The sequence below is a fragment of the Pannus brasiliensis CCIBt3594 genome, from assembly GCF_036688125.1.
GTDB lineage: Bacteria > Cyanobacteriota > Cyanobacteriia > Cyanobacteriales > Microcystaceae > Pannus > Pannus brasiliensis.
In genome coordinates this window covers 21,040-37,760 of record NZ_JBAFSM010000020.1, presented here as the reverse complement: position 1 = coordinate 37,760, position 16,721 = coordinate 21,040, and the positions used below count along the sequence as shown (strand labels likewise).

Genomic DNA, 16,721 nt, shown 5'->3' with positions numbered 1-16,721 from the left:
TCGATCGGGAAAATCAATCTTTTCTTCCCTGATTGAAGATACGAACCCGCCCGTGATTCCAGGTAAGCGGCCCTTCCATCGGCCCGTTCGCGTCTTTCCAACCTTGAATTCCCCCTTCTAAATGGGAAACATTCGGGAAACCCGCTTCTCGTAAAGCGTTCGCCGCTTGTTCGGCCCGATCGTCGTTCTCCCCGTAGACGTAGATATCGCGGTTCCACGGTAAACTATCGCGGGCGGTTTTCACCAGAACATCGAAGGGCATACACATCGCGCCCGTGATATGTTCCTGGTTAAAATCTTCCCGTTTCCGCGCGTCGATGATCGTTAACGCGGGTTCTCCCCAGTTCAGGCGTTTTTTTAACGCTTCCGCGCTGGAATTTTCGGTTAACGGCGGTGGGGTGGGAATCGGTTTCGTGATGGTTTCTTTGGCGGATATAATGGTGTTTTCGACTGGATTCACGATGTTAAATCCTCTTGAATTCTGCGATTTCTCATTCCGTATCAAGCCTAACAAAATCTCGATTTCTTTCTATCTTTCTCCAGAAAGATCGATCGGGGGATTGGACTCTAACTTGAAACGTAGAAGGTAGGAGGCGGAAGTTAGGAGGCAGGAGGAAACCTATAAGCTTAGAATTTACCCGCGGGTTAGCTTAACAGCTAGAAAAAATAGGAAATGGTTACAAATATTTAATTATCGGGCTTCACTTCATTTCCCGCGACCGACGGGAGAAAATTTTTCGATCGATCGAAAAGGTTGATTTTATTTCTCTCTTTTCTGTTAATTCTCGCTAAAAATACTTGACAAACTACCTTTTATTCAAATCGGAATCGCGGGTAATTCCCGACAGTTCCATTCCTTGCCGACGCGTTCGACCACGTTCGGGCGAACGAGAAAGCGTGGCGGCGTTCCCGGTAACGTATCGACGCGTAAGAAAGAGTAGGGACGGCGTTTTCGCGAACCCTGACCGCTACGACCGACAAAAAGACCCGATCGAGCCATTAATTTCCCGTCCTCGTAGAGATCTCCCCCCTCCGGCCGTTGCCGGCGTAAACTGTAACCACTGCCCCCGCAGACGAACCAGGGAATCCCCGCGTCCGCGCGCGCGGGATCGATCGTTCGCAGGTATTCCAGACAGTGAGCGTGTCCGTTAAGCACTAAATCGACGAGCGGACGATTATCGGGGCGTTTTCCCAGTATATTTAATACCCTACGCAAAACTTCCCGAATATTCTGACGGATAGCGCGGGTTTGGGCGAGATTCCATTTTGTCGCTTCCGTCACGTAGGGGGGATGGTGGAAAAACAGTACCCGGCCGCGTACCTCGGAGCGATTCCAGGATTCGACCAGATTCCGCTCTAACCAGTCGAGTTGTTCGAGATCGATCGCCGGTTCGCCGGTTGTCTCCAGTTGTTTCCGGATATCGAGGGTCATTTCCTCGATCTGTTCCAATTTAACCCGTAGATCGTGAATTATTTCCTCTTCCTCGGTAGATCGGATCGCCCGATCGAGTTCCCGCGCGATCGCCCCTTCTTCCGCCTCCAGATCCTGCAATTGCTGTTCTAACTGATGCCGCAATACCTCCCCCTCCCCCGTTTTCGGGATCGGCGAGGGCGCGTTAAAGGTGTTCGAGTCTAGGGCGAAGAAATCGATACCCCCGTGGCGGAAGGTGTAGTATCGGTTCGGTAAACGGGTAAAAACGCCCGGACGGTAGCGTAAACAGTACCCCGTGTCCGTCGGCGCGTCGTAGTGGCGATCGAGATGTTCCCCGAACCGCGGGCCGCGCTCGAAACGGGCGAGATAATCGAGAAAAGCGCGCGCGAAAGCCTGTCCCTGATGGGAACCGTGCCAACCCACGTCGAGATCCCATCTCAAGCTTAAAAAACGCCGAAAAGGTAGGGTTAAGCCGGAAAATACCCCTTCGAGTAGGGGCAGATCGTAATAGTCGTGATTGCCTAAAACGGGAAACATCGGCGTTTTAAAGAGAATCCGATCGAGATCGATCGTTTCCGGTCGATCGCCCCCCACTAGCATCTCTTTATAGGGTTTGATGAAGTTTTCCGGGTAATACTCGCTCGAACCCACCAGATACACCACGTCCCCGGTGTGCAGGGTGAAACGACAGTCGGCGAGATGGGGCAACATCCGTAGCGCCACCTGACGCTGGGGATTGTACTTCTGCTGTCCGGTTCCCGTATCGCCGATAACGAGAAAGGAAAACTCGGGCGAATCCCCGCGAGGATCGTCGAGAAAAAAGCGCGTTTGATCGATTTTCCGGCGGCTAATCTCCGGATCTCGCCAGCGAATCCGCTCTTTCATCTTTTGAATTTTCACGGCGATCGGCGGATCGGCTACAAATTGCATGGGGAATGGGGAGATGGGAAGATAGGGAGATGGGGAGATGGGGGGATAGGGGGATGGGGAGTGGGGAGATAGTAATGGTATTTTTCCCTCCTGACTCCTGACTCCTGACTCCTGCCTCCTGCCTCCTCCGGCCGCTGAAAGCCCGCGAAGGGAAATTAGCTTAAAATTTCCTTGGCTCTTTGAATTTCGTCTTCATCTCCCTCGATCGAGATTGTATACTCTTCGGTCACGGCCCGATCGCTGTGCGGTAGGGTTCTCGGCGCGTCGCTACCGGAGAGCGCCCCGATCGAGCCGAACCCGGCCGCGCCGACGATCGCCCCGAAAACGATTCCCAGAAAAGGGTTCGCGTCCGGATTGGCCGCCGCGGAATCGGGCAGGTAATTGACGAGAAAAGTAAAGGTATAGCCCGCTAAAGCGCCGAGAACCGCCCCGATCAGCGCCCCACCTTTCGCCCCCTCTCTCGTGGCCGCCTCGTAGTAACGCATTTTCAAATCGAGCGATCGCCGTTCGAGGTGTAGTCTGTCCTCGGGAAAACCGGCGTTAAGTAAAGTCTCGATCGCCGATCGAGCGTCCTCGGGGGTGGGAAAAATGGCGACCTCCGTTCCCCGGTTCGTTCCTGAAACCGTCATATTTTTTCAAAGCCCGCTTACTCTCGATCGAGTTTACCCCGCGGGAATTTCCGCTCGCTTCTACTAGAGGGGAGAGGCGATCGCTATCCCGAATTTTTCCCCCGAATCGAAAGGATAGACGGAAAAGCGATCGGGGAAACTTCGTTTTCGGGATCGATTAACAAACTGAAAAATAACGACATTCTCTATCGAAAGTTATAATCCGAGAAAGAATCGGTAAATTGTGAATTATAGTAGAGTTACGATCGAAATCATTTCCGTTATTCCCCGTTCCCGATTCCCGGAGGTTCCAGTATGGGATCTATTTTCGTCACGCTAACGATTACCAATCGGGCCGATCGGATTCTCGCCGATCGCGGGATTATCTCCGCCGAGCTTGTTCGTTCCATCCCCCTCGATCGTGTCCTCCTCGACACGGGAGCGACCACGCTCTGTTTACCGATCGATATTATCGAACAACTCGGTTTAGAAGTATTGCGAGATGTCGAGGTGGAGATGGCCGGGGGGATCGAAAGGGTGAGATTATTCCGGGACGCGACGATCGCCCTGTTCGATCGGGAGGGAACTTTTGAATGTCTGGAATTGCCCCGGAATCGCTCTCCTTTATTGGGTGTGATCCCCCTAGAAGCGTTAGGAATCGAGCTAGATCTACAGAAGCAAACCGCGCGAACCCTGCCGATCGATCCCGACAATACCTATTTAACGATCAAGCTTTCAGCGCTCGGCGATCGGCTTTCAAAGACCGCCACCGAGCGCGCCCGCGACGACGGCCGATTGCCGATCGCCGCTCTCTAGCGAGGAACGAAACCGTTCCTGAAAAACCGATCGCCGAGCGCTAAGAGCTACCCCCCAGCCTCCCCCGTTTTTTACCACGGAAAAAACCGCTATAAATCATCATTCTAGAGATAGATAAAGGTCAGAAAAATCATACTTATTCCCAAAGGTACGAGAGCGTTCCTATCAAAAAGTAGATGGATTTTCCCCGCTCGGCGTGTCAGATTATTTGTAGAACAACTGGTATAAAACCGATTCTAGAAAATCAAGGGAGAACATCTTTTATGGTGACTACTCTGACCGACGAAAAGCGGATGGCGATCGCGGAAAAACTCGCCGATATGAAAGCCATTCAAAATTTATCGATCGCCAACGAGGAACAGTTCCTACGGGAAAGCCGGGATGGAGACATCAGCGATCGCTTTAGAAAGATGCTCGAAGATGACCGGAAAAATCTGGGCATCCTCGAAACCGTGATGGTACAGTACGGCATCCAATCCGAACCCCGCCAAACCGTGAGCGAGATGGTGAACAAAGTACAGGGACTGATGCGGGGTTCCGAGTTGAGCTTCTATGAAAAAGTCGCCCAACACGAACTGCTCAAACACGGTCAAGTTATGTCCGGTTTACTCGTTCATAAAGCGGGGCAGTTAGTCGGCGCGGACGTGGAAGCGGCGATCGCTCCCCTGAACACGGTTAACTTTGAAAACCGCGCCCACCAGGAACAACTCAAGGGAATTCTAGAGGTCTTGGGAACCCGCGAACTGATCGGTCGCGATCCGGATCAGGGCGTTTGGGGACGGGTGCAGGACGCGGTGGCCGCGCTCAGTGGCGTGTTCGGTAGTGCCGTCACCCAGACGAGTGATAAATCGGACATGAACATTCAGGATGTCCTCCGTCTCGATCACAATAAAGCGAACACGCTCATGACCGAGATCCTCAACTCTAACGACCCCAAGAAAATACAAGAGTATTTCGGTCAGTTATACATGGATCTGAACGTTCACGCGGAAGCGGAAGAACAGGTAGTCTATCCGACCGTCCGTTCTTTCTACGACGACACGCAGGAACTCTACGACGAGCAGGCGCGCATGAAAGTTCTCCTCAACGAACTGAAAGCCATGAGTCCCTCCGCGTCGAATTTCAAAGACACGATCCGACAACTGATGGATATCGTCGGCGACCACATCCGTCAAGAGGAAAGCACCATGTTCGCCGCCATCCGGAACAACTGTTCCAGCGACGAGAGCGAACAACTCGCCACCCGCTTTAAAGAAGCCAAACGGCAACTACAAAGCCAGATGGCCGTGTAATTCGATCGCTCGCTAACTCCCGCACCCTCCTAGCTCGCTAGGGGGGTGTATTTTTGTCAGGCAGGAGTCAGGAGTCAGGAGTCAGGAGGGAAGGGTGTAGGGAATAACTTTCTGAAATTATCTATTGATTTCCCACTCCCCATCTCCCCACACCCTAACCTTCCTCCGTCTCGATTTTGGGCAGTTGAAGCACGTAGCGATAACCCGATTCCGGGGAACCCTGGATGACGATTTTACCGTTCTGGTGTTCGGCGAGATAGCAAGCGAGTAGAAGTCCGAGTAAAGCTTGAGGACTCCTTTCCTCCCGTTTGCCATCGTGAGTTTTTAAACGGGCTAAATTTTCCTCTAACGTGGCGATCGTCAGTACCCGATCGGTCGCTCGCTCCTCCAATCGATCGATCGCCGGCCACGCGGGTAAAATCTCCCGTTCCACCGATCCGTTGGCGAGGGCCGACGCGTACAGTTTGACCTGGGGCAAGCCATCCCCGAGCCAGGGATGTGTCACCCAGAGCGCGATATTGAGGGTGGCCGCGCGCCTAGAGATATGTACCCGCACCTCCCCGCCGGTTTCCGACGATTCGATCGAACTGGCGACGAGATAGTACAGTGCCTGCTGAACCTTCTCCTTATCCAGCAGGAAGAGCCGTTTTCCCGGTTCGACCGATAAACGCAACTCCTGCCGTTTTCCCGCGGCCATCGAGGACAGATCGCCGAGGATCTGCTGACAGAGCATTTCCAGATTCACCGGAACCAAGTTCGGTTTTCCGGTTTCCTCGCGGGTGGTTTCCAGGCGGAGGATCTCGTTAACCAGCGTATTTAACTGCTGACCGCTATTGTGGATCAGTTTGACGTATTCTTTCTGTTTGTGGGTCAGGGGACCGAACACCTCGCCCCCGAGAATACTGGCCATCCCGATCACCGTCGTCAGGGGGGTTCGCAGTTCTCGCGTCAGTTCCCCGAGTAATTCTAGCTTGATATCGCTGATCGAGTAGGCCGGCTCGCGTCGGGTGGAACGATCGAGCGTTTCGAGCGCGCGCGACGGACAATCGATCGCCCCCTCTCCCCATTCTTCCTGTCGCGACGCGCGCGCCTGTAACAGATGATCCCGCTCGAACTCGCGTAGACACCAGCGGGCGATCAGCGCCAGAAACTCGATATCTTTCGGCGCGAACTGTCGGGGGACGGTATCCATCACGGCCAGCGTCCCGATACAGAAACCGTCATGGGTGACGAGCGGGGTTCCCAGATAGGAGCGGACGTGATAGTGTTGTGCCAGAATACTCCCGGCGAAAACCGTTTCCCGCAAAGTATCCTCGATGCACAGCGTTTGTTGCGCGTCCACCACGTAGGTGCAATACGCTTCGGATCGGGGAATCTGACGGGACGTTGCCAGCGGATTCATCAATCCTAACCGCGAGAGTCCCACCGATGCCTTAATCCACAATCGATCGTGTACCATGATCCCCAAGAAACAGATCGGTACCTCTAAAAATCTCGCCGCCGTTTGCGTGGCCTCGTCAAAAACGGGAACCGATTCGGTTTCGAGCAGGCCGAGCGATTTCGACACGTTCGCCCTTTTCTGTTCCCGCGCGGCCGGGGCAAGCCCATCTAAACGACAGAATAATCGATGGCTGGAATTTGACATGATCGTTGCTTGACTTGGATTGATCTGCTCGAATTTACCTACCGGGTTGAATTCCGCCGGCTCGCGTGACAGTAATTTCCCGGACTCCCGCGTGCCGGAAACGAGATCTTCGTGTATTTCGGAAAGCCTCTCGCTAGAAACGCTCGCCGAATTCCTATTTTTAAAATTCCCAAATCTTCGATCGAACGAACATCGATCGACCCGTTTCCGATCGATTTTTTGGGGGAAACCCGCGTTTCGGCGGTGGCCGCGTTCTGTAAAACCCGCGATCGCCGATTCGCCCGCGTCATTTCCACGGAGATCGCCTTCATTTAATCTTAAGAAATTCCCGAAAAGTTCCGAGTTCGCGCGGGGAGCGCGTTACACTCTGTCAACAATCGATCGGGTACGATCGTTCACTTCACCACGCCAGTCTATGTACGAGAAAATCACACCGCCCACTACCGGCTCGAAAATCACCTTCGCCGACGGGAAACCCATCGTTCCCGACGATCCGATCGTTCCCTTCATCCGCGGCGACGGTACGGGAGTCGATATCTGGCCCGCCACGGAAAGAGTGATCGACGCGGCCGTGGCGACCGCCTACGGGGACCGACGGAAAATTCATTGGTTTAAAGTCTACGCCGGGGACGAGGCTTGCGAACTGTACGGAACCTATCAATATCTCCCGGAAGATACCTTGACAGCTATCAAAGAATATGGTGTAGCCATCAAGGGACCGTTAACCACCCCGATCGGCGGCGGTATCCGTTCCCTGAATGTCGCTCTCCGCCAGATTTTCGACCTATACGCCTGCGTTCGCCCCTGCCGCTACTACGCGGGAACCCCCTCCCCCCACAAAAGTCCCGATAAACTCGATGTGATCGTCTACCGGGAAAATACCGAGGATATATACTTAGGCATCGAGTGGAAAGAGGGATCGCCCATCGCCGAAAAACTGATCCATTACCTGAACGCGGAACTGATTCCCGCCACTCCCGAACACGGCAAGAAACAGATTCCCCTCGACTCCGGCATCGGCATCAAACCGATCAGTAAAAAGGGTTCGCAAAGACTCGTCCGCCGGGCGATCGAACACGCGATCCGTCTCCCCAAACCGAAAAACCAAGTCACCCTCGTCCACAAGGGCAATATTATGAAATACACCGAGGGGGCGTTTCGCGATTGGGGTTACGAGTTAGCCACCGCGGAATTCCGCGCCGATTGCGTGACCGAACGCGAGTCCTGGATTCTCGGCAATAAGGAGAAAAACCCCGATCTCAGCGTCGAGGACAACGCGCGCATGGTGGAACCCGGTTACGACGCGCTCACCGACGAGAAAAAAGCGAAAGTCTGTCAGGAAGTGGAAAGCGTCCTGACCTCGATCTGGGAGACCCACGGCAACGGGAAATGGAAAGATAAGGTGATGGTGAACGATCGCATCGCCGACAGCATTTTCCAACAGATCCAGACCCGTCCCGACGAGTATTCCATCCTCGCCACCATGAACCTCAACGGCGATTATCTCTCCGACGCGGCCGCGGCGATCGTCGGCGGTCTCGGCATGGGACCGGGCGCGAATATCGGCGATACCTGCGCCATTTTCGAGGCCACCCACGGAACTGCCCCGAAACACGCGGGATTAGACCGAATCAATCCCGGTTCGGTGATTCTCTCCGGGGTGATGATGTTGGAATACATGGGATGGCAGGAAGCGGCGGATCTGATTAAAAAAGGCCTCGCGGCGGCGATCGTCCATCGGGAAGTCACCTACGATCTCGCCCGTCTCATGGAACCCCCCGTCGATCCCCCGCTAAAATGCTCCGAATTCGCCAGCGCGATTATCCGGCATTTCGACGATTAAAAAAGTCAGGAGGCGGGAGTCAGGAGTCAGGAGGCAGGAGGCAGGAGGCAGGAGGCAGAAGGCAGGAGATTACTTATCTTTATAATCTCCCCCATCTCCCTCACCTCCCCCATCTCCCTCACCTCCCCATCCCCCTCACCCGCGGCCGCGGCCGAAAAAATTATCCGTCCCCGGCACTAGGCTAAAGACGGATAACCGACAAATTTATTCCAAAAGCCGATCGCTAGAAGAAATTCGGCTTATGACGGATGAGATTTAAATACTCCTCGCGGGTTTTCTGCTCCTCTTGGAACACCCCTAACATGGCGCTCGTGACCGTCCAAGACCCCGGCTTCTGTACCCCGCGCATCACCATACACATATGGGTCGCCTCCATGACCACGGCCACCCCCTGCGGGTCGAGAATTTCTTGAATCGCCTCGGCGATCTGACGGGTCAGGCGCTCTTGTACCTGTAAGCGTCGCGAGTACATTTCCACGATCCGCGCCAGTTTACTCAAGCCTACCACCTTTTGATTGGGGATATAGGCGACGTGCGCCCGTCCCATGAAGGGAAGCATATGATGCTCGCAGAGGCTAAAGAAATCGATGTCGCGCACCAAGACCATCTCGTTATGACCTTCATCGAAGATCGCCCCGTTGACGAGGGTTTCCAGGGATTGGCTATAGCCCTGGGTGAGAAACTGCATCGCCTCGGCGACCCGTTTCGGCGTTTTCAGTAGACCCTCCCGTTCGGGATCTTCACCGACCGCCTCTAGAATATTCCTTACCGCGTCCATCATCTGTTCTTTATTTTCTTCCGTCGTCGGATGGATCTCGGCGGCTTTACCGTTGTGGGTGTTGCGATCGGGACGGGTGGAGAGACGGGCGTTAATAGTGTCCGAAAGATTACCGTTCAAACCGTTAGAAGTAGCGATGGTCATAAATTTACAAAGCCCGTGGGCGAAGTGATAGATGAAAGAAAGAAAGAAAATCGGGTTAGAGCGCTCCCGCGCTAGGCGTGATGGTCATCGTTTCCACGACAGCCCCGGCCGGCAGGGAAACCGCTTGCAGGATCGCTCCGGCGATGATATCCGGGGTGAGCATGGCGGAGCGATCGAAATCGGCTTCCACGCTGTCCGTATCCCAGATCGGGGTATTCACCGCGCCGGGGGTGATAATCGTCACGCGGATGCCGTTGGCCCGCTCTTCCACCGCTAGGGTACGGGAGAAAGCGACCAGGCCCGCTTTACTGACGCTATAGGCTCCCCATCCGGGAAAGGGAGTTTCCGCGGCGATCGACGAGACGTTAATAATCATTCCCCGACCCCGCGCGCGCATCGAGGGCAAAACCCCCCGCGCGCATAAATACGGACTCGTCAGATTGAGATCGATCACCTTCCGCCAATCACCGAGGGGCGTATCGGCCAGAGGGTTCGTGTAGCCCATCCCCGCGTTATTCACGAGGATGTCGATCGGCCCGAACTCGTCGGCGACGCGCGCGATCCGTTCCTCGACCCGATCGATCTCCGCGAGATCCATGCCGTAAGCCGTCGCCGTCACCCCCAGATCGCGGGCGGCCATCGCGGTGGCTTCCAGTTTCTCCAAATTCCGACCGATTAAGGCGAGATCGATCCCCGCGCCCGCGAAAGCTAGAGCGGTCGCTTTCCCGATGCCACTCCCGGCCCCGGTGATCATCGCTCGCTGTTGACTCAGAACAGAACTCATGGTATAATGCGGGGTCTAATAATTCTTGCCAGATTCGGGAAAAAGTTCCCATCGGCGATCGATCCTAGGGAAGTGTATAGGATCGAGTGCCTTCGCACAAATTTTCGGGTAGCCCGTGTAACAACGCGCTCGGTAGGTCGGGTTCAAGATTAATAATTGTTACAAAATTTTACCTCGCCAATTATAACACTCTCACGTCAGGGATCGTTGTAAATTGTCGGGGGAGAAGTTCGGTAGGGGATGGGGGGATGGGGGGATGGGGAGTTTTTCGGGGAAAAGGGACCCCGGAAAAAGGAAAAGAGCTTTCTTCCTCCTTTCCCCTTTCACCCCCCTCACCCCCCCGTCTCCCGACTCGCTTATGAAACAAGGTCTATTTATCGGTCTGACGACGTTGGATTGGATTTACCGGACGGAACGCTATCCGGGCGCGAACGAGAAAGTGGTAGCGATCGAGCAAACCATCGCGGCCGGGGGGCCGGCCACGAACGCGGCGGTCGCTTTCGCGGGGTTAGGGGGAAAATCTCTTGTATATAGCGCGCTGGGACAACATCCCATCACCGGGTTAATTCGAGAGGATCTAGAAAAACATCAAGTGATCTCGCGGGATTTACGGCCGGATTGGTCGGAGATCCCGCCGATTTCCTCGATTACCGTCACCGAAACGACCGGGGAACGAGCGGTCATCTCCCTCAACGCCACGCGCGCGCGGGCGGATCTCCGATATTTACCCGAGGAGCCTTTACAAAATATCGATATTGTGCTTGTAGACGGACATCAGATCGTCGTCGGCGAAGCGATCGCCCGGCAGGCGCGAGAGAGAGGGATTCCCGTGGCGATCGACGGGGGCAGTTGGAAAGAGGGATTCGAGAAGATCCTGCCCTTCGTCGATTATTCGATCGTCAGCGCGGATTTTTACCCGCCATCCTGTAGCGATAAAGAGGACGTGTTCGCGTACCTAGAGGATTTCCGGATTCCGTATATCGCCATCACCGACGGGGAGAGAGCGATCGAGTATAGCGCCCTCGGGGAAAGGGGAGCGATCGAGGTGAATCCGGTACGGGCGATCGATACATTAGGCGCGGGAGATATCTTTCACGGGGCGTTCTGTTACTTTATTCTACAGACCGATTTTCCCTCGGCCCTACAAAAAGCCTCGGAAGTGGCCGCCCTCTCCTGCCAATTTTTCGGAACCCGACGCTGGTTGGAGAAACGTCCGGCAAGCTCGATCGAGTGACCGGAAACCGACGGGGGGCGAGCCAAGCGTTCCCGAAAATCTCGGTTCCCCCCGCGCGAGAGACTAAAATGGAAGAAAATAGTTAACCCGATCGAGGGAATCGCATGGCCGCTAACGTAGAAATTTACACTTGGAGTTCCTGCCCTTTCTGCATCCGGGCGAAAGCCTTATTAACGAAAAAAGGGGTAGATTTCACCGAATACTGCATCGACGGGGATAACGAGTCCCGCGCGAAAATGGCCGAGAGAGCGAACGGACGGAGAAGCTTACCGCAGATTTTCATCGACGATCGACATATCGGCGGTTGTGACGATCTCCACGCCCTGGACGGACAGGGAGAATTAGACCCGCTCTTACAGTAACGGTAAGGATTCCCCCTCCATGAAACTAGCCTTTATTATCGACCCGATCGAGCGTCTCGATCCGGGCCACGATACCAGTGTCGCGCTGATGGAAGCCGCCGATCGAGCCGGTCACGAGGTCTGGATCGCCGCCATGAGCGATCTCAGCGCCATCGACGGCAAAGCGTGGGCGAAACTCTCGCGGGTTCACCTCGTCCCGGTGGAATTGAAGGGCGATCGCTGGATCTCGGTTCCCGAATGGTATCGAATCTCCGCAACCGTTTTCACCCCGCTCGAAGAAATGGATTTCGTCTGGATGCGGAAAGATCCCCCCGTGACGATTCCCTATCTCTACGCCACCTATCTTCTGGAACTGATCGACCCCGCGCGAACCCGCGTGATCAACTCCCCGCAAGGACTCCGGGAAGCCAACGAGAAACTATACACCCTACAGTTCGCGTCGGTGATGCCGGAAACGATCGTCTCGCAGGATAAAGCCATCATTCGCGAATTCGTCACCGAAAAAGGCGCGGCCGTCCTCAAACCCCTCGGGGGCAAAGCGGGAGAGGGAATTCTCTTCCTCAACCCCGACGATCGCAATTTTAACTCGATGATCGAGATCAGTACGAGATGGGGGCAGGAACCGGTGATGATTCAAACCTATCTCCCCTCGGCCAAAGACGGGGATAAACGCATTATCGTCCTCGACGGCGAACCGATCGGCGCGGTCAATCGTATCCCGACCGGCTTGGAGTTTCGTGGTAACATGGCGGTCGGGGGACGGGTCGCGAGAACGGAAATCACCCCTCGCGAGTTAGAGATCTGCGCCACCCTCGCCCCGAAATTGCGTCGCGATGGCCTGGTTTTCGTCGGACTGGACGTGATCGGCGGCTACCTCACCGAAGTCAACGTCACCAGCCCCACCGGAATCCGCGAGATCGATCGACTCGATAACGTCCGTCTCGGCGAAAAAGTGATCGGATGGCTAGAAAGTATCGCGGGAGTTAGGACTTAGGAGGCAGGATAAGAGGGAAAAGGGTAAAGGCCGAACAGTAGTCTTTTCCCTTTTCCCCTTCCCCTTTCCCCCAAAAACTCCCCCATCTCCCTCACCTCCTGCCTTCTGCCCCCTGCCCCCTGCCTTCCCAAATGACCGCCCTATCAATTCCCACCTGGATCGTTCATATTTCGAGTGTTATCGAGTGGATCGCCGCTATCTGGTGCGTTTGGACCTATGGCGAGGTAAGCGGCGATCGATCCTGGCGTTGGTTATCCTTCGGGATGTTACCCTCGTTAATCAGCGCCATGTGTGCCTGTACGTGGCACTTTTTCGATAATCCCCCGGCCCTATCCTGGCTTGTCACCCTACAGGCGGCGATGACCGTACTGGGCAATATAACGCTCTGTCTCGCCGGTTGGTGGCTGTGGCGATCGACGAGAATCCCGGCTAAAAATGAGTAAAGATACCTTGTTCGCGGTTTCCCTATTTCCCTATCTGGGCTTTCTCTGGTTTATCACTCGATCGGGGAAAATGCCCCGTTTAGCCCTAATCGGCTTTTACGTGTTGTTAATCTTCGTTATCGTCACCATTCCCGCGGGAATCTACGCCAAGATTCACTACGGCAAAGAACTCGCGAACGTCGATTGGTTACACGGAAGCGCCGAATTTTTTCTCACCCTGTCCAATATCTTCGTTGTCCTGGGATTTCGCGAGGCTATCTTGAAAAAACGCCAGGAGGATAGGGTATAGCGGGTAGGAAATGAGGGAGATAAGGGAGGTGAGGGGGAGGGGGGAGGACGGCTCGGAACTTTACCGCGAGCGGGAAGCGTCCGTGATATAATCCCCCAAACTGTCTGTATCGGTCATGCAATCCCTCCCGTCCCCCGGCATATCGAACGATCGAACCCGCGAGATTTTCCCCTACCGGCTATCGGTGGTCGTCCCCGTATACAACGAGGTGGACAGTATCCCCCATCTAGTCAACAACATCGCCGACGTTTTGCAAACCCTACAGCTAGATTACGAGATTATCTGTGTCGATGACGGATCGCGGGACGGTTCGGCGGAAATATTGACCGATCTCGCCCGAAATCGCCACGATCTCAAAGCGGTGATCCTGCGACGCAATTACGGGCAAACCCCGGCGATGGCGGCCGGGTTCAACTACGCGACCGGCGAGGTGATCGTCACCCTAGACGGCGATCTCCAGAACGATCCGAACGATATTCCCCGATTATTAGCGAAACTGGCCGAAGGATACGATCTCGTCAGTGGTTGGCGGGAAAAACGCCAGGATGACCGCTTAACTAGGCTTTTACCCTCAAAAATAGCCAACTGGATCATCGGAAAGGTGACAGGGGTAAAATTGCACGACTACGGCTGTTCTTTGAAAGCCTATCGAGCCGAATTGATCGCCGATATGAACCTTTACGGCGAACTGCACCGTTTCCTTCCCGCCCTAGCCTTTATCGAGGGCGCGAAAATTACCGAGATTCCCGTTAACCATCACGCGCGACGCTTCGGAAAGAGTAAATACGGCTTGGGACGCACGATCCGCGTCGTTATGGACTTATTTACCGTATTTTTCATCAAAAAATTCCTGACCCGCCCGATGCACATCTTCGGGTCTTTCGGGCTGTTATCGATGGTTTTAGGGGTAATTTTAGGAACCTACCTGACGATTCTCAAGCTCGGTTTCGGGCAGTCGATCGGCAGTCGTCCCCTATTAATCCTAGCGGTGTTATTCTTATTAACGGGGATACAATTATTCTGTTTCGGTCTGCTCGCGGAAGTGCTGATGCGAACCTATCACGAGTCGCAAAAACGCCCCATCTATCGAGTGCGTCAGGTGGTGGGCGGCGGAACGAATCTCGATCGATAACCCCATTTTTTACCGTTTATTATTCACGTTTACAATGACCATTTGGGAACTCGATTTTTACTCTCGCCCGGTTGTCGATGAAGAAAATAAAAAACGCTGGGAAGTTCTGATCTGTGAAACACCGACCGAGATCGATCGATCCCCCGACGCTCTCTTCCGTTTCGCCCGGTACTGTCCCGCGAAAACCGTCAATTCTCTCTGGCTGGGAGAAGCGATTACCGCCGCCATCGAAGAAGCCGGAGTCACCCCGAAAAAAATCCGTTTCTTCCGGCGCCAGATGAACAACATGATCGTCAAAGCCTGCGAGGATATCGGTATTCCCGCCGCCCCCAGCCGCCGAACCCACGCCCTCACCCGATGGCTAGAGGAAAGAAACCGGGACTTTTACCCGAATCAGGAAGGCTATAACGAAGCCCTCGTCAATGTCGCCTCGGTACAGTATCCCCCTCTAAACGCGGTTCCCCTGCCCGATGCCGTCCGGGGCGATAAAAGCGATAAATGGGCGTTCGTTACCCTAGAAGTCGGGGCTTTTGACGATTATTCGGAATGGGAGGTCGGTTTCGGCGAGGTTCTTCCCTTGAAGGCGATGGGATTGGATGAAGCGACGAAAATTCCCGGTTTAGTTATTTTCTCTCCCCGCGCGCTACCCCTCGCCGGTTGGATGTCCGGGTTAGAGATGGCCTATTTAAAGTTAGAAACGAATCCGAAGGCGATAATCCGTCTGGAAACGGGAGTTAGTGACAGTTGGATTCTCGTGAATGTCACCGATCCGGAAACGCTAACAGAGGCGAAAAATTTCGAGACGGCCAAAAGTAAGGCCGGCAATCTACATTTCCTCGCCGTTCAATCGAGTCCCGAATCGGAATCCTTCGCGGGTTTCTGGTTATTGCAGGAAGAAGAAGCCGTTTAATTCGATCGGGAAATTAGCGATAGGTTTCCCCGAAAGAATTTACCCGAATCTCGGGGAAAAATAAGCGGGGGTTACTCGTTGAGAAACGGAAGGATTTGACGTTCGGGGGGTATTTTTTCGTCCGACTTTTCCTTACAGAAGTCGTAAAGTTTTCGGTTCCTCGAAGAAGGGATGTCGGTCATCGATCGATTGAAAATCGTCAATTCAAATCTGGATGGGCGGGATGGGATCGCGCTTGAAAAAGGGAACCGACACCGATAATATTCCCTGAAAAATAAGGGTTCGATCGAGCCTCAACTTTCCGATCGCTCTTCCCTCTCCCGCCCGCCAGTACCGTTCCAATCTATCCGCGTCCCCCCCGCTCAGAACGATCGAACTGTCCGGGTACCTTTTCCACCAATCCTCGATAAATCGCTCCATTCCCGCCCGGAGCGTGTGAATAATGCCGCTCTCGATCGCCTCCCGCGTATTTCGCGCCCACAAAGGCGGCAATTCCCCTGGAAGCTCCAGATACGGTAAGTTCGCGGTTCGTTCCCCCAAACTCCGGAACTGAAGCCCCAATCCGGGCAAGATCGCCCCCCCCATCAACCGCCGCCCCGCGTCCACTCCCGTGAAGGTGAGCGCGGTTCCCGCGTCGATAACCAGACAGGGAAACCCGTACCGCTCCCCGGCCCCCAAAACCGCCAAAGCCCGATCGATCCCCAACGTCGGGTAGAGATCTTCGAGGGGAATCTCCGCTAGGGTGATTACTCTCGCCCCCGGATAGCCCGCGCACAACTCCGTTTGTCGGGGAACCACCGAAGCGATCCGCAATGGCAATACACGACTCGCGTTTTTTGTCAATAGATCGGGGACGATTTCCGGGAGATTGTCGAGGGAGAGAGGAACGGTCAGATGGGGCGTGTCGAGGACGGATTCCAATCGATCCCCGCGGAACCGTCCCCAGTGGAGGCGGGAATTGCCGATCGCCAGGGCGAGCCAATCGTCGAGGAAGGTCATGAGCGTGTTTTCGGGAACTCCCGCTCTCGTTGTCATGGTTTCTTCACAAAAGAGAAAGAACCCGCGATGCGGAAAGGTTATCATGA

At 54.6% G+C, this 16,721-nt stretch carries 19 protein-coding genes; 11 read left to right on the top strand and 8 right to left on the bottom strand.

Going from position 1 to position 16,721, the window contains the following annotated elements; all coding sequences use genetic code 11:
* Positions 1–13: 13 nt before the first annotated feature.
* From V0288_RS11920 to V0288_RS11910, 3 genes are all read right to left on the bottom strand, one after another.
* Positions 14–460, bottom strand: a complete 447-nt coding sequence (locus tag V0288_RS11920) for a rhodanese-like domain-containing protein (protein ID WP_332865318.1) — start codon at positions 458–460, stop codon at positions 14–16.
* Positions 461–817: 357 nt separating this feature from the next.
* Positions 818–2,362: a metallophosphoesterase family protein gene (locus V0288_RS11915; protein ID WP_332865317.1), complete on the bottom strand. Its 1,545-nt coding sequence runs from the start codon at positions 2,360–2,362 to the stop codon at positions 818–820.
* Positions 2,363–2,517: 155 nt separating this feature from the next.
* The gene (locus V0288_RS11910; protein ID WP_332865316.1) at positions 2,518–2,991 is read right to left on the bottom strand and encodes a hypothetical protein; all 474 of its coding nucleotides are present in this window, start codon (positions 2,989–2,991) and stop codon (positions 2,518–2,520) included.
* Positions 2,992–3,285: 294 nt separating this feature from the next.
* On the opposite strand from V0288_RS11910, the gene V0288_RS11905 reads away from it, so the two are divergent.
* Positions 3,286–3,786 carry an aspartyl protease gene (locus tag V0288_RS11905; RefSeq protein ID WP_332865315.1) on the top strand — a complete coding sequence of 167 codons (501 nt, stop codon included), beginning with the start codon at positions 3,286–3,288 and terminating at the stop codon, positions 3,784–3,786.
* Between the two features lie 263 nt (positions 3,787–4,049).
* Positions 4,050–5,078, top strand: coding sequence for a hemerythrin domain-containing protein (locus V0288_RS11900; protein WP_332865314.1), 1,029 nt, complete (start codon positions 4,050–4,052; stop codon positions 5,076–5,078).
* A gap of 154 nt (positions 5,079–5,232) precedes the next feature.
* Here the strand turns inward: V0288_RS11900 and V0288_RS11895 are convergent, their stop codons facing one another.
* Together V0288_RS11895 and V0288_RS11890 are read right to left on the bottom strand one after the other, a co-directional pair.
* A complete protein-coding gene (locus tag V0288_RS11895) occupies positions 5,233–6,723 on the bottom strand; it encodes a GAF domain-containing sensor histidine kinase (protein ID WP_332865313.1) in 1,491 nt (496 codons plus the stop codon).
* A 38-nt stretch (positions 6,724–6,761) separates the two neighbouring features.
* Positions 6,762–7,034, bottom strand: a complete 273-nt coding sequence (locus V0288_RS11890) for a hypothetical protein (protein WP_332865312.1) — start codon at positions 7,032–7,034, stop codon at positions 6,762–6,764.
* 104 nt (positions 7,035–7,138) lie between these two features.
* Between V0288_RS11890 and V0288_RS11885 the strand changes: the two genes are divergently transcribed.
* Both V0288_RS11885 and V0288_RS11880 read left to right on the top strand, forming a co-directional pair.
* Positions 7,139–8,566, top strand: coding sequence for an NADP-dependent isocitrate dehydrogenase (locus V0288_RS11885; RefSeq protein WP_332865311.1), 1,428 nt, complete (start codon positions 7,139–7,141; stop codon positions 8,564–8,566).
* Complete coding sequence (locus V0288_RS11880) at positions 8,521–8,751, top strand: hypothetical protein (protein ID WP_332865310.1); 231 nt, start codon at positions 8,521–8,523, stop codon at positions 8,749–8,751. The genes V0288_RS11885 and V0288_RS11880 overlap by 46 nt, the downstream gene beginning before the upstream one ends.
* 38 nt (positions 8,752–8,789) lie before the next feature.
* On the opposite strand, the gene folE is transcribed toward V0288_RS11880, so the two are convergent.
* Positions 8,790–9,488, bottom strand: coding sequence for a GTP cyclohydrolase I FolE (folE, locus tag V0288_RS11875; RefSeq protein WP_332865309.1), 699 nt, complete (start codon positions 9,486–9,488; stop codon positions 8,790–8,792).
* Between the two features lie 55 nt (positions 9,489–9,543).
* Positions 9,544–10,272, bottom strand: a complete 729-nt coding sequence (locus V0288_RS11870) for an SDR family oxidoreductase (RefSeq protein ID WP_332865308.1) — start codon at positions 10,270–10,272, stop codon at positions 9,544–9,546.
* 358 nt (positions 10,273–10,630) lie between these two features.
* Here V0288_RS11870 and V0288_RS11865 point away from each other — a divergent pair, with 358 nt between their 5' ends.
* The 7 genes from V0288_RS11865 (at position 10,631) to V0288_RS11835 (ending at position 15,636) form a co-directional block, all read left to right on the top strand.
* Positions 10,631–11,506: a sugar kinase gene (locus V0288_RS11865; RefSeq protein WP_332865307.1), complete on the top strand. Its 876-nt coding sequence runs from the start codon at positions 10,631–10,633 to the stop codon at positions 11,504–11,506.
* 104 nt (positions 11,507–11,610) lie between these two features.
* On the top strand, positions 11,611–11,868 hold the full coding sequence (grxC, locus tag V0288_RS11860) for a glutaredoxin 3 (RefSeq protein WP_332865306.1): 258 nt from the start codon (positions 11,611–11,613) through the stop codon (positions 11,866–11,868).
* Positions 11,869–11,887: 19 nt separating this feature from the next.
* Positions 11,888–12,862 (top strand): glutathione synthase, encoded by a 975-nt coding sequence (gene gshB / locus V0288_RS11855; protein WP_332865305.1) that lies wholly within the window; start codon positions 11,888–11,890, stop codon positions 12,860–12,862.
* Positions 12,863–12,993: 131 nt separating this feature from the next.
* A complete protein-coding gene (locus V0288_RS11850) occupies positions 12,994–13,305 on the top strand; it encodes a DUF2499 domain-containing protein (RefSeq protein ID WP_332865304.1) in 312 nt (103 codons plus the stop codon).
* Positions 13,298–13,594: a DUF3593 domain-containing protein gene (locus V0288_RS11845; RefSeq protein ID WP_332865303.1), complete on the top strand. Its 297-nt coding sequence runs from the start codon at positions 13,298–13,300 to the stop codon at positions 13,592–13,594. The genes V0288_RS11850 and V0288_RS11845 overlap by 8 nt, the downstream gene beginning before the upstream one ends.
* Before the next feature lie 115 nt (positions 13,595–13,709).
* A complete protein-coding gene (locus V0288_RS11840; RefSeq protein ID WP_332865302.1) occupies positions 13,710–14,726 on the top strand; it encodes a glycosyltransferase family 2 protein in 1,017 nt (338 codons plus the stop codon).
* A 34-nt stretch (positions 14,727–14,760) separates the two neighbouring features.
* Positions 14,761–15,636: a Tab2/Atab2 family RNA-binding protein gene (locus V0288_RS11835; RefSeq protein WP_332865301.1), complete on the top strand. Its 876-nt coding sequence runs from the start codon at positions 14,761–14,763 to the stop codon at positions 15,634–15,636.
* A gap of 204 nt (positions 15,637–15,840) precedes the next feature.
* Here the strand turns inward: V0288_RS11835 and V0288_RS11830 are convergent, their stop codons facing one another.
* Complete coding sequence (locus V0288_RS11830; protein WP_332865300.1) at positions 15,841–16,671, bottom strand: pantothenate kinase; 831 nt, start codon at positions 16,669–16,671, stop codon at positions 15,841–15,843.
* Positions 16,672–16,721 lie beyond the last annotated feature (50 nt).

Excerpts from the sequence above, each read along its gene's own strand:
- V0288_RS11870 (WP_332865308.1), bottom strand. The coding sequence starts at position 10,272 with ATGAGTTCTGTTCTGAGTCAACAGCGAGCGATGATCACCGGGGCCGGG.
- V0288_RS11905 (WP_332865315.1), top strand. The coding sequence starts at position 3,286 with ATGGGATCTATTTTCGTCACGCTAACGATTACCAATCGGGCCGATCGG.
- gshB (WP_332865305.1), top strand. The coding sequence starts at position 11,888 with ATGAAACTAGCCTTTATTATCGACCCGATCGAGCGTCTCGATCCGGGC.
- V0288_RS11895 (WP_332865313.1), bottom strand. The coding sequence starts at position 6,723 with ATGTCAAATTCCAGCCATCGATTATTCTGTCGTTTAGATGGGCTTGCC.
- V0288_RS11845 (WP_332865303.1), top strand. The coding sequence starts at position 13,298 with ATGAGTAAAGATACCTTGTTCGCGGTTTCCCTATTTCCCTATCTGGGC.
- V0288_RS11910 (WP_332865316.1), bottom strand. The coding sequence starts at position 2,991 with ATGACGGTTTCAGGAACGAACCGGGGAACGGAGGTCGCCATTTTTCCC.
- grxC (WP_332865306.1), top strand. The coding sequence starts at position 11,611 with ATGGCCGCTAACGTAGAAATTTACACTTGGAGTTCCTGCCCTTTCTGC.
- V0288_RS11890 (WP_332865312.1), bottom strand. The coding sequence starts at position 7,034 with ATGAAGGCGATCTCCGTGGAAATGACGCGGGCGAATCGGCGATCGCGG.
- V0288_RS11885 (WP_332865311.1), top strand. The coding sequence starts at position 7,139 with ATGTACGAGAAAATCACACCGCCCACTACCGGCTCGAAAATCACCTTC.
- V0288_RS11850 (WP_332865304.1), top strand. The coding sequence starts at position 12,994 with ATGACCGCCCTATCAATTCCCACCTGGATCGTTCATATTTCGAGTGTT.
- folE (WP_332865309.1), bottom strand. The coding sequence starts at position 9,488 with ATGACCATCGCTACTTCTAACGGTTTGAACGGTAATCTTTCGGACACT.
- V0288_RS11880 (WP_332865310.1), top strand. The coding sequence starts at position 8,521 with ATGCTCCGAATTCGCCAGCGCGATTATCCGGCATTTCGACGATTAAAA.
- V0288_RS11900 (WP_332865314.1), top strand. The coding sequence starts at position 4,050 with ATGGTGACTACTCTGACCGACGAAAAGCGGATGGCGATCGCGGAAAAA.
- V0288_RS11840 (WP_332865302.1), top strand. The coding sequence starts at position 13,710 with ATGCAATCCCTCCCGTCCCCCGGCATATCGAACGATCGAACCCGCGAG.
- V0288_RS11830 (WP_332865300.1), bottom strand. The coding sequence starts at position 16,671 with ATGACAACGAGAGCGGGAGTTCCCGAAAACACGCTCATGACCTTCCTC.
- V0288_RS11915 (WP_332865317.1), bottom strand. The coding sequence starts at position 2,362 with ATGCAATTTGTAGCCGATCCGCCGATCGCCGTGAAAATTCAAAAGATG.
- V0288_RS11865 (WP_332865307.1), top strand. The coding sequence starts at position 10,631 with ATGAAACAAGGTCTATTTATCGGTCTGACGACGTTGGATTGGATTTAC.
- V0288_RS11835 (WP_332865301.1), top strand. The coding sequence starts at position 14,761 with ATGACCATTTGGGAACTCGATTTTTACTCTCGCCCGGTTGTCGATGAA.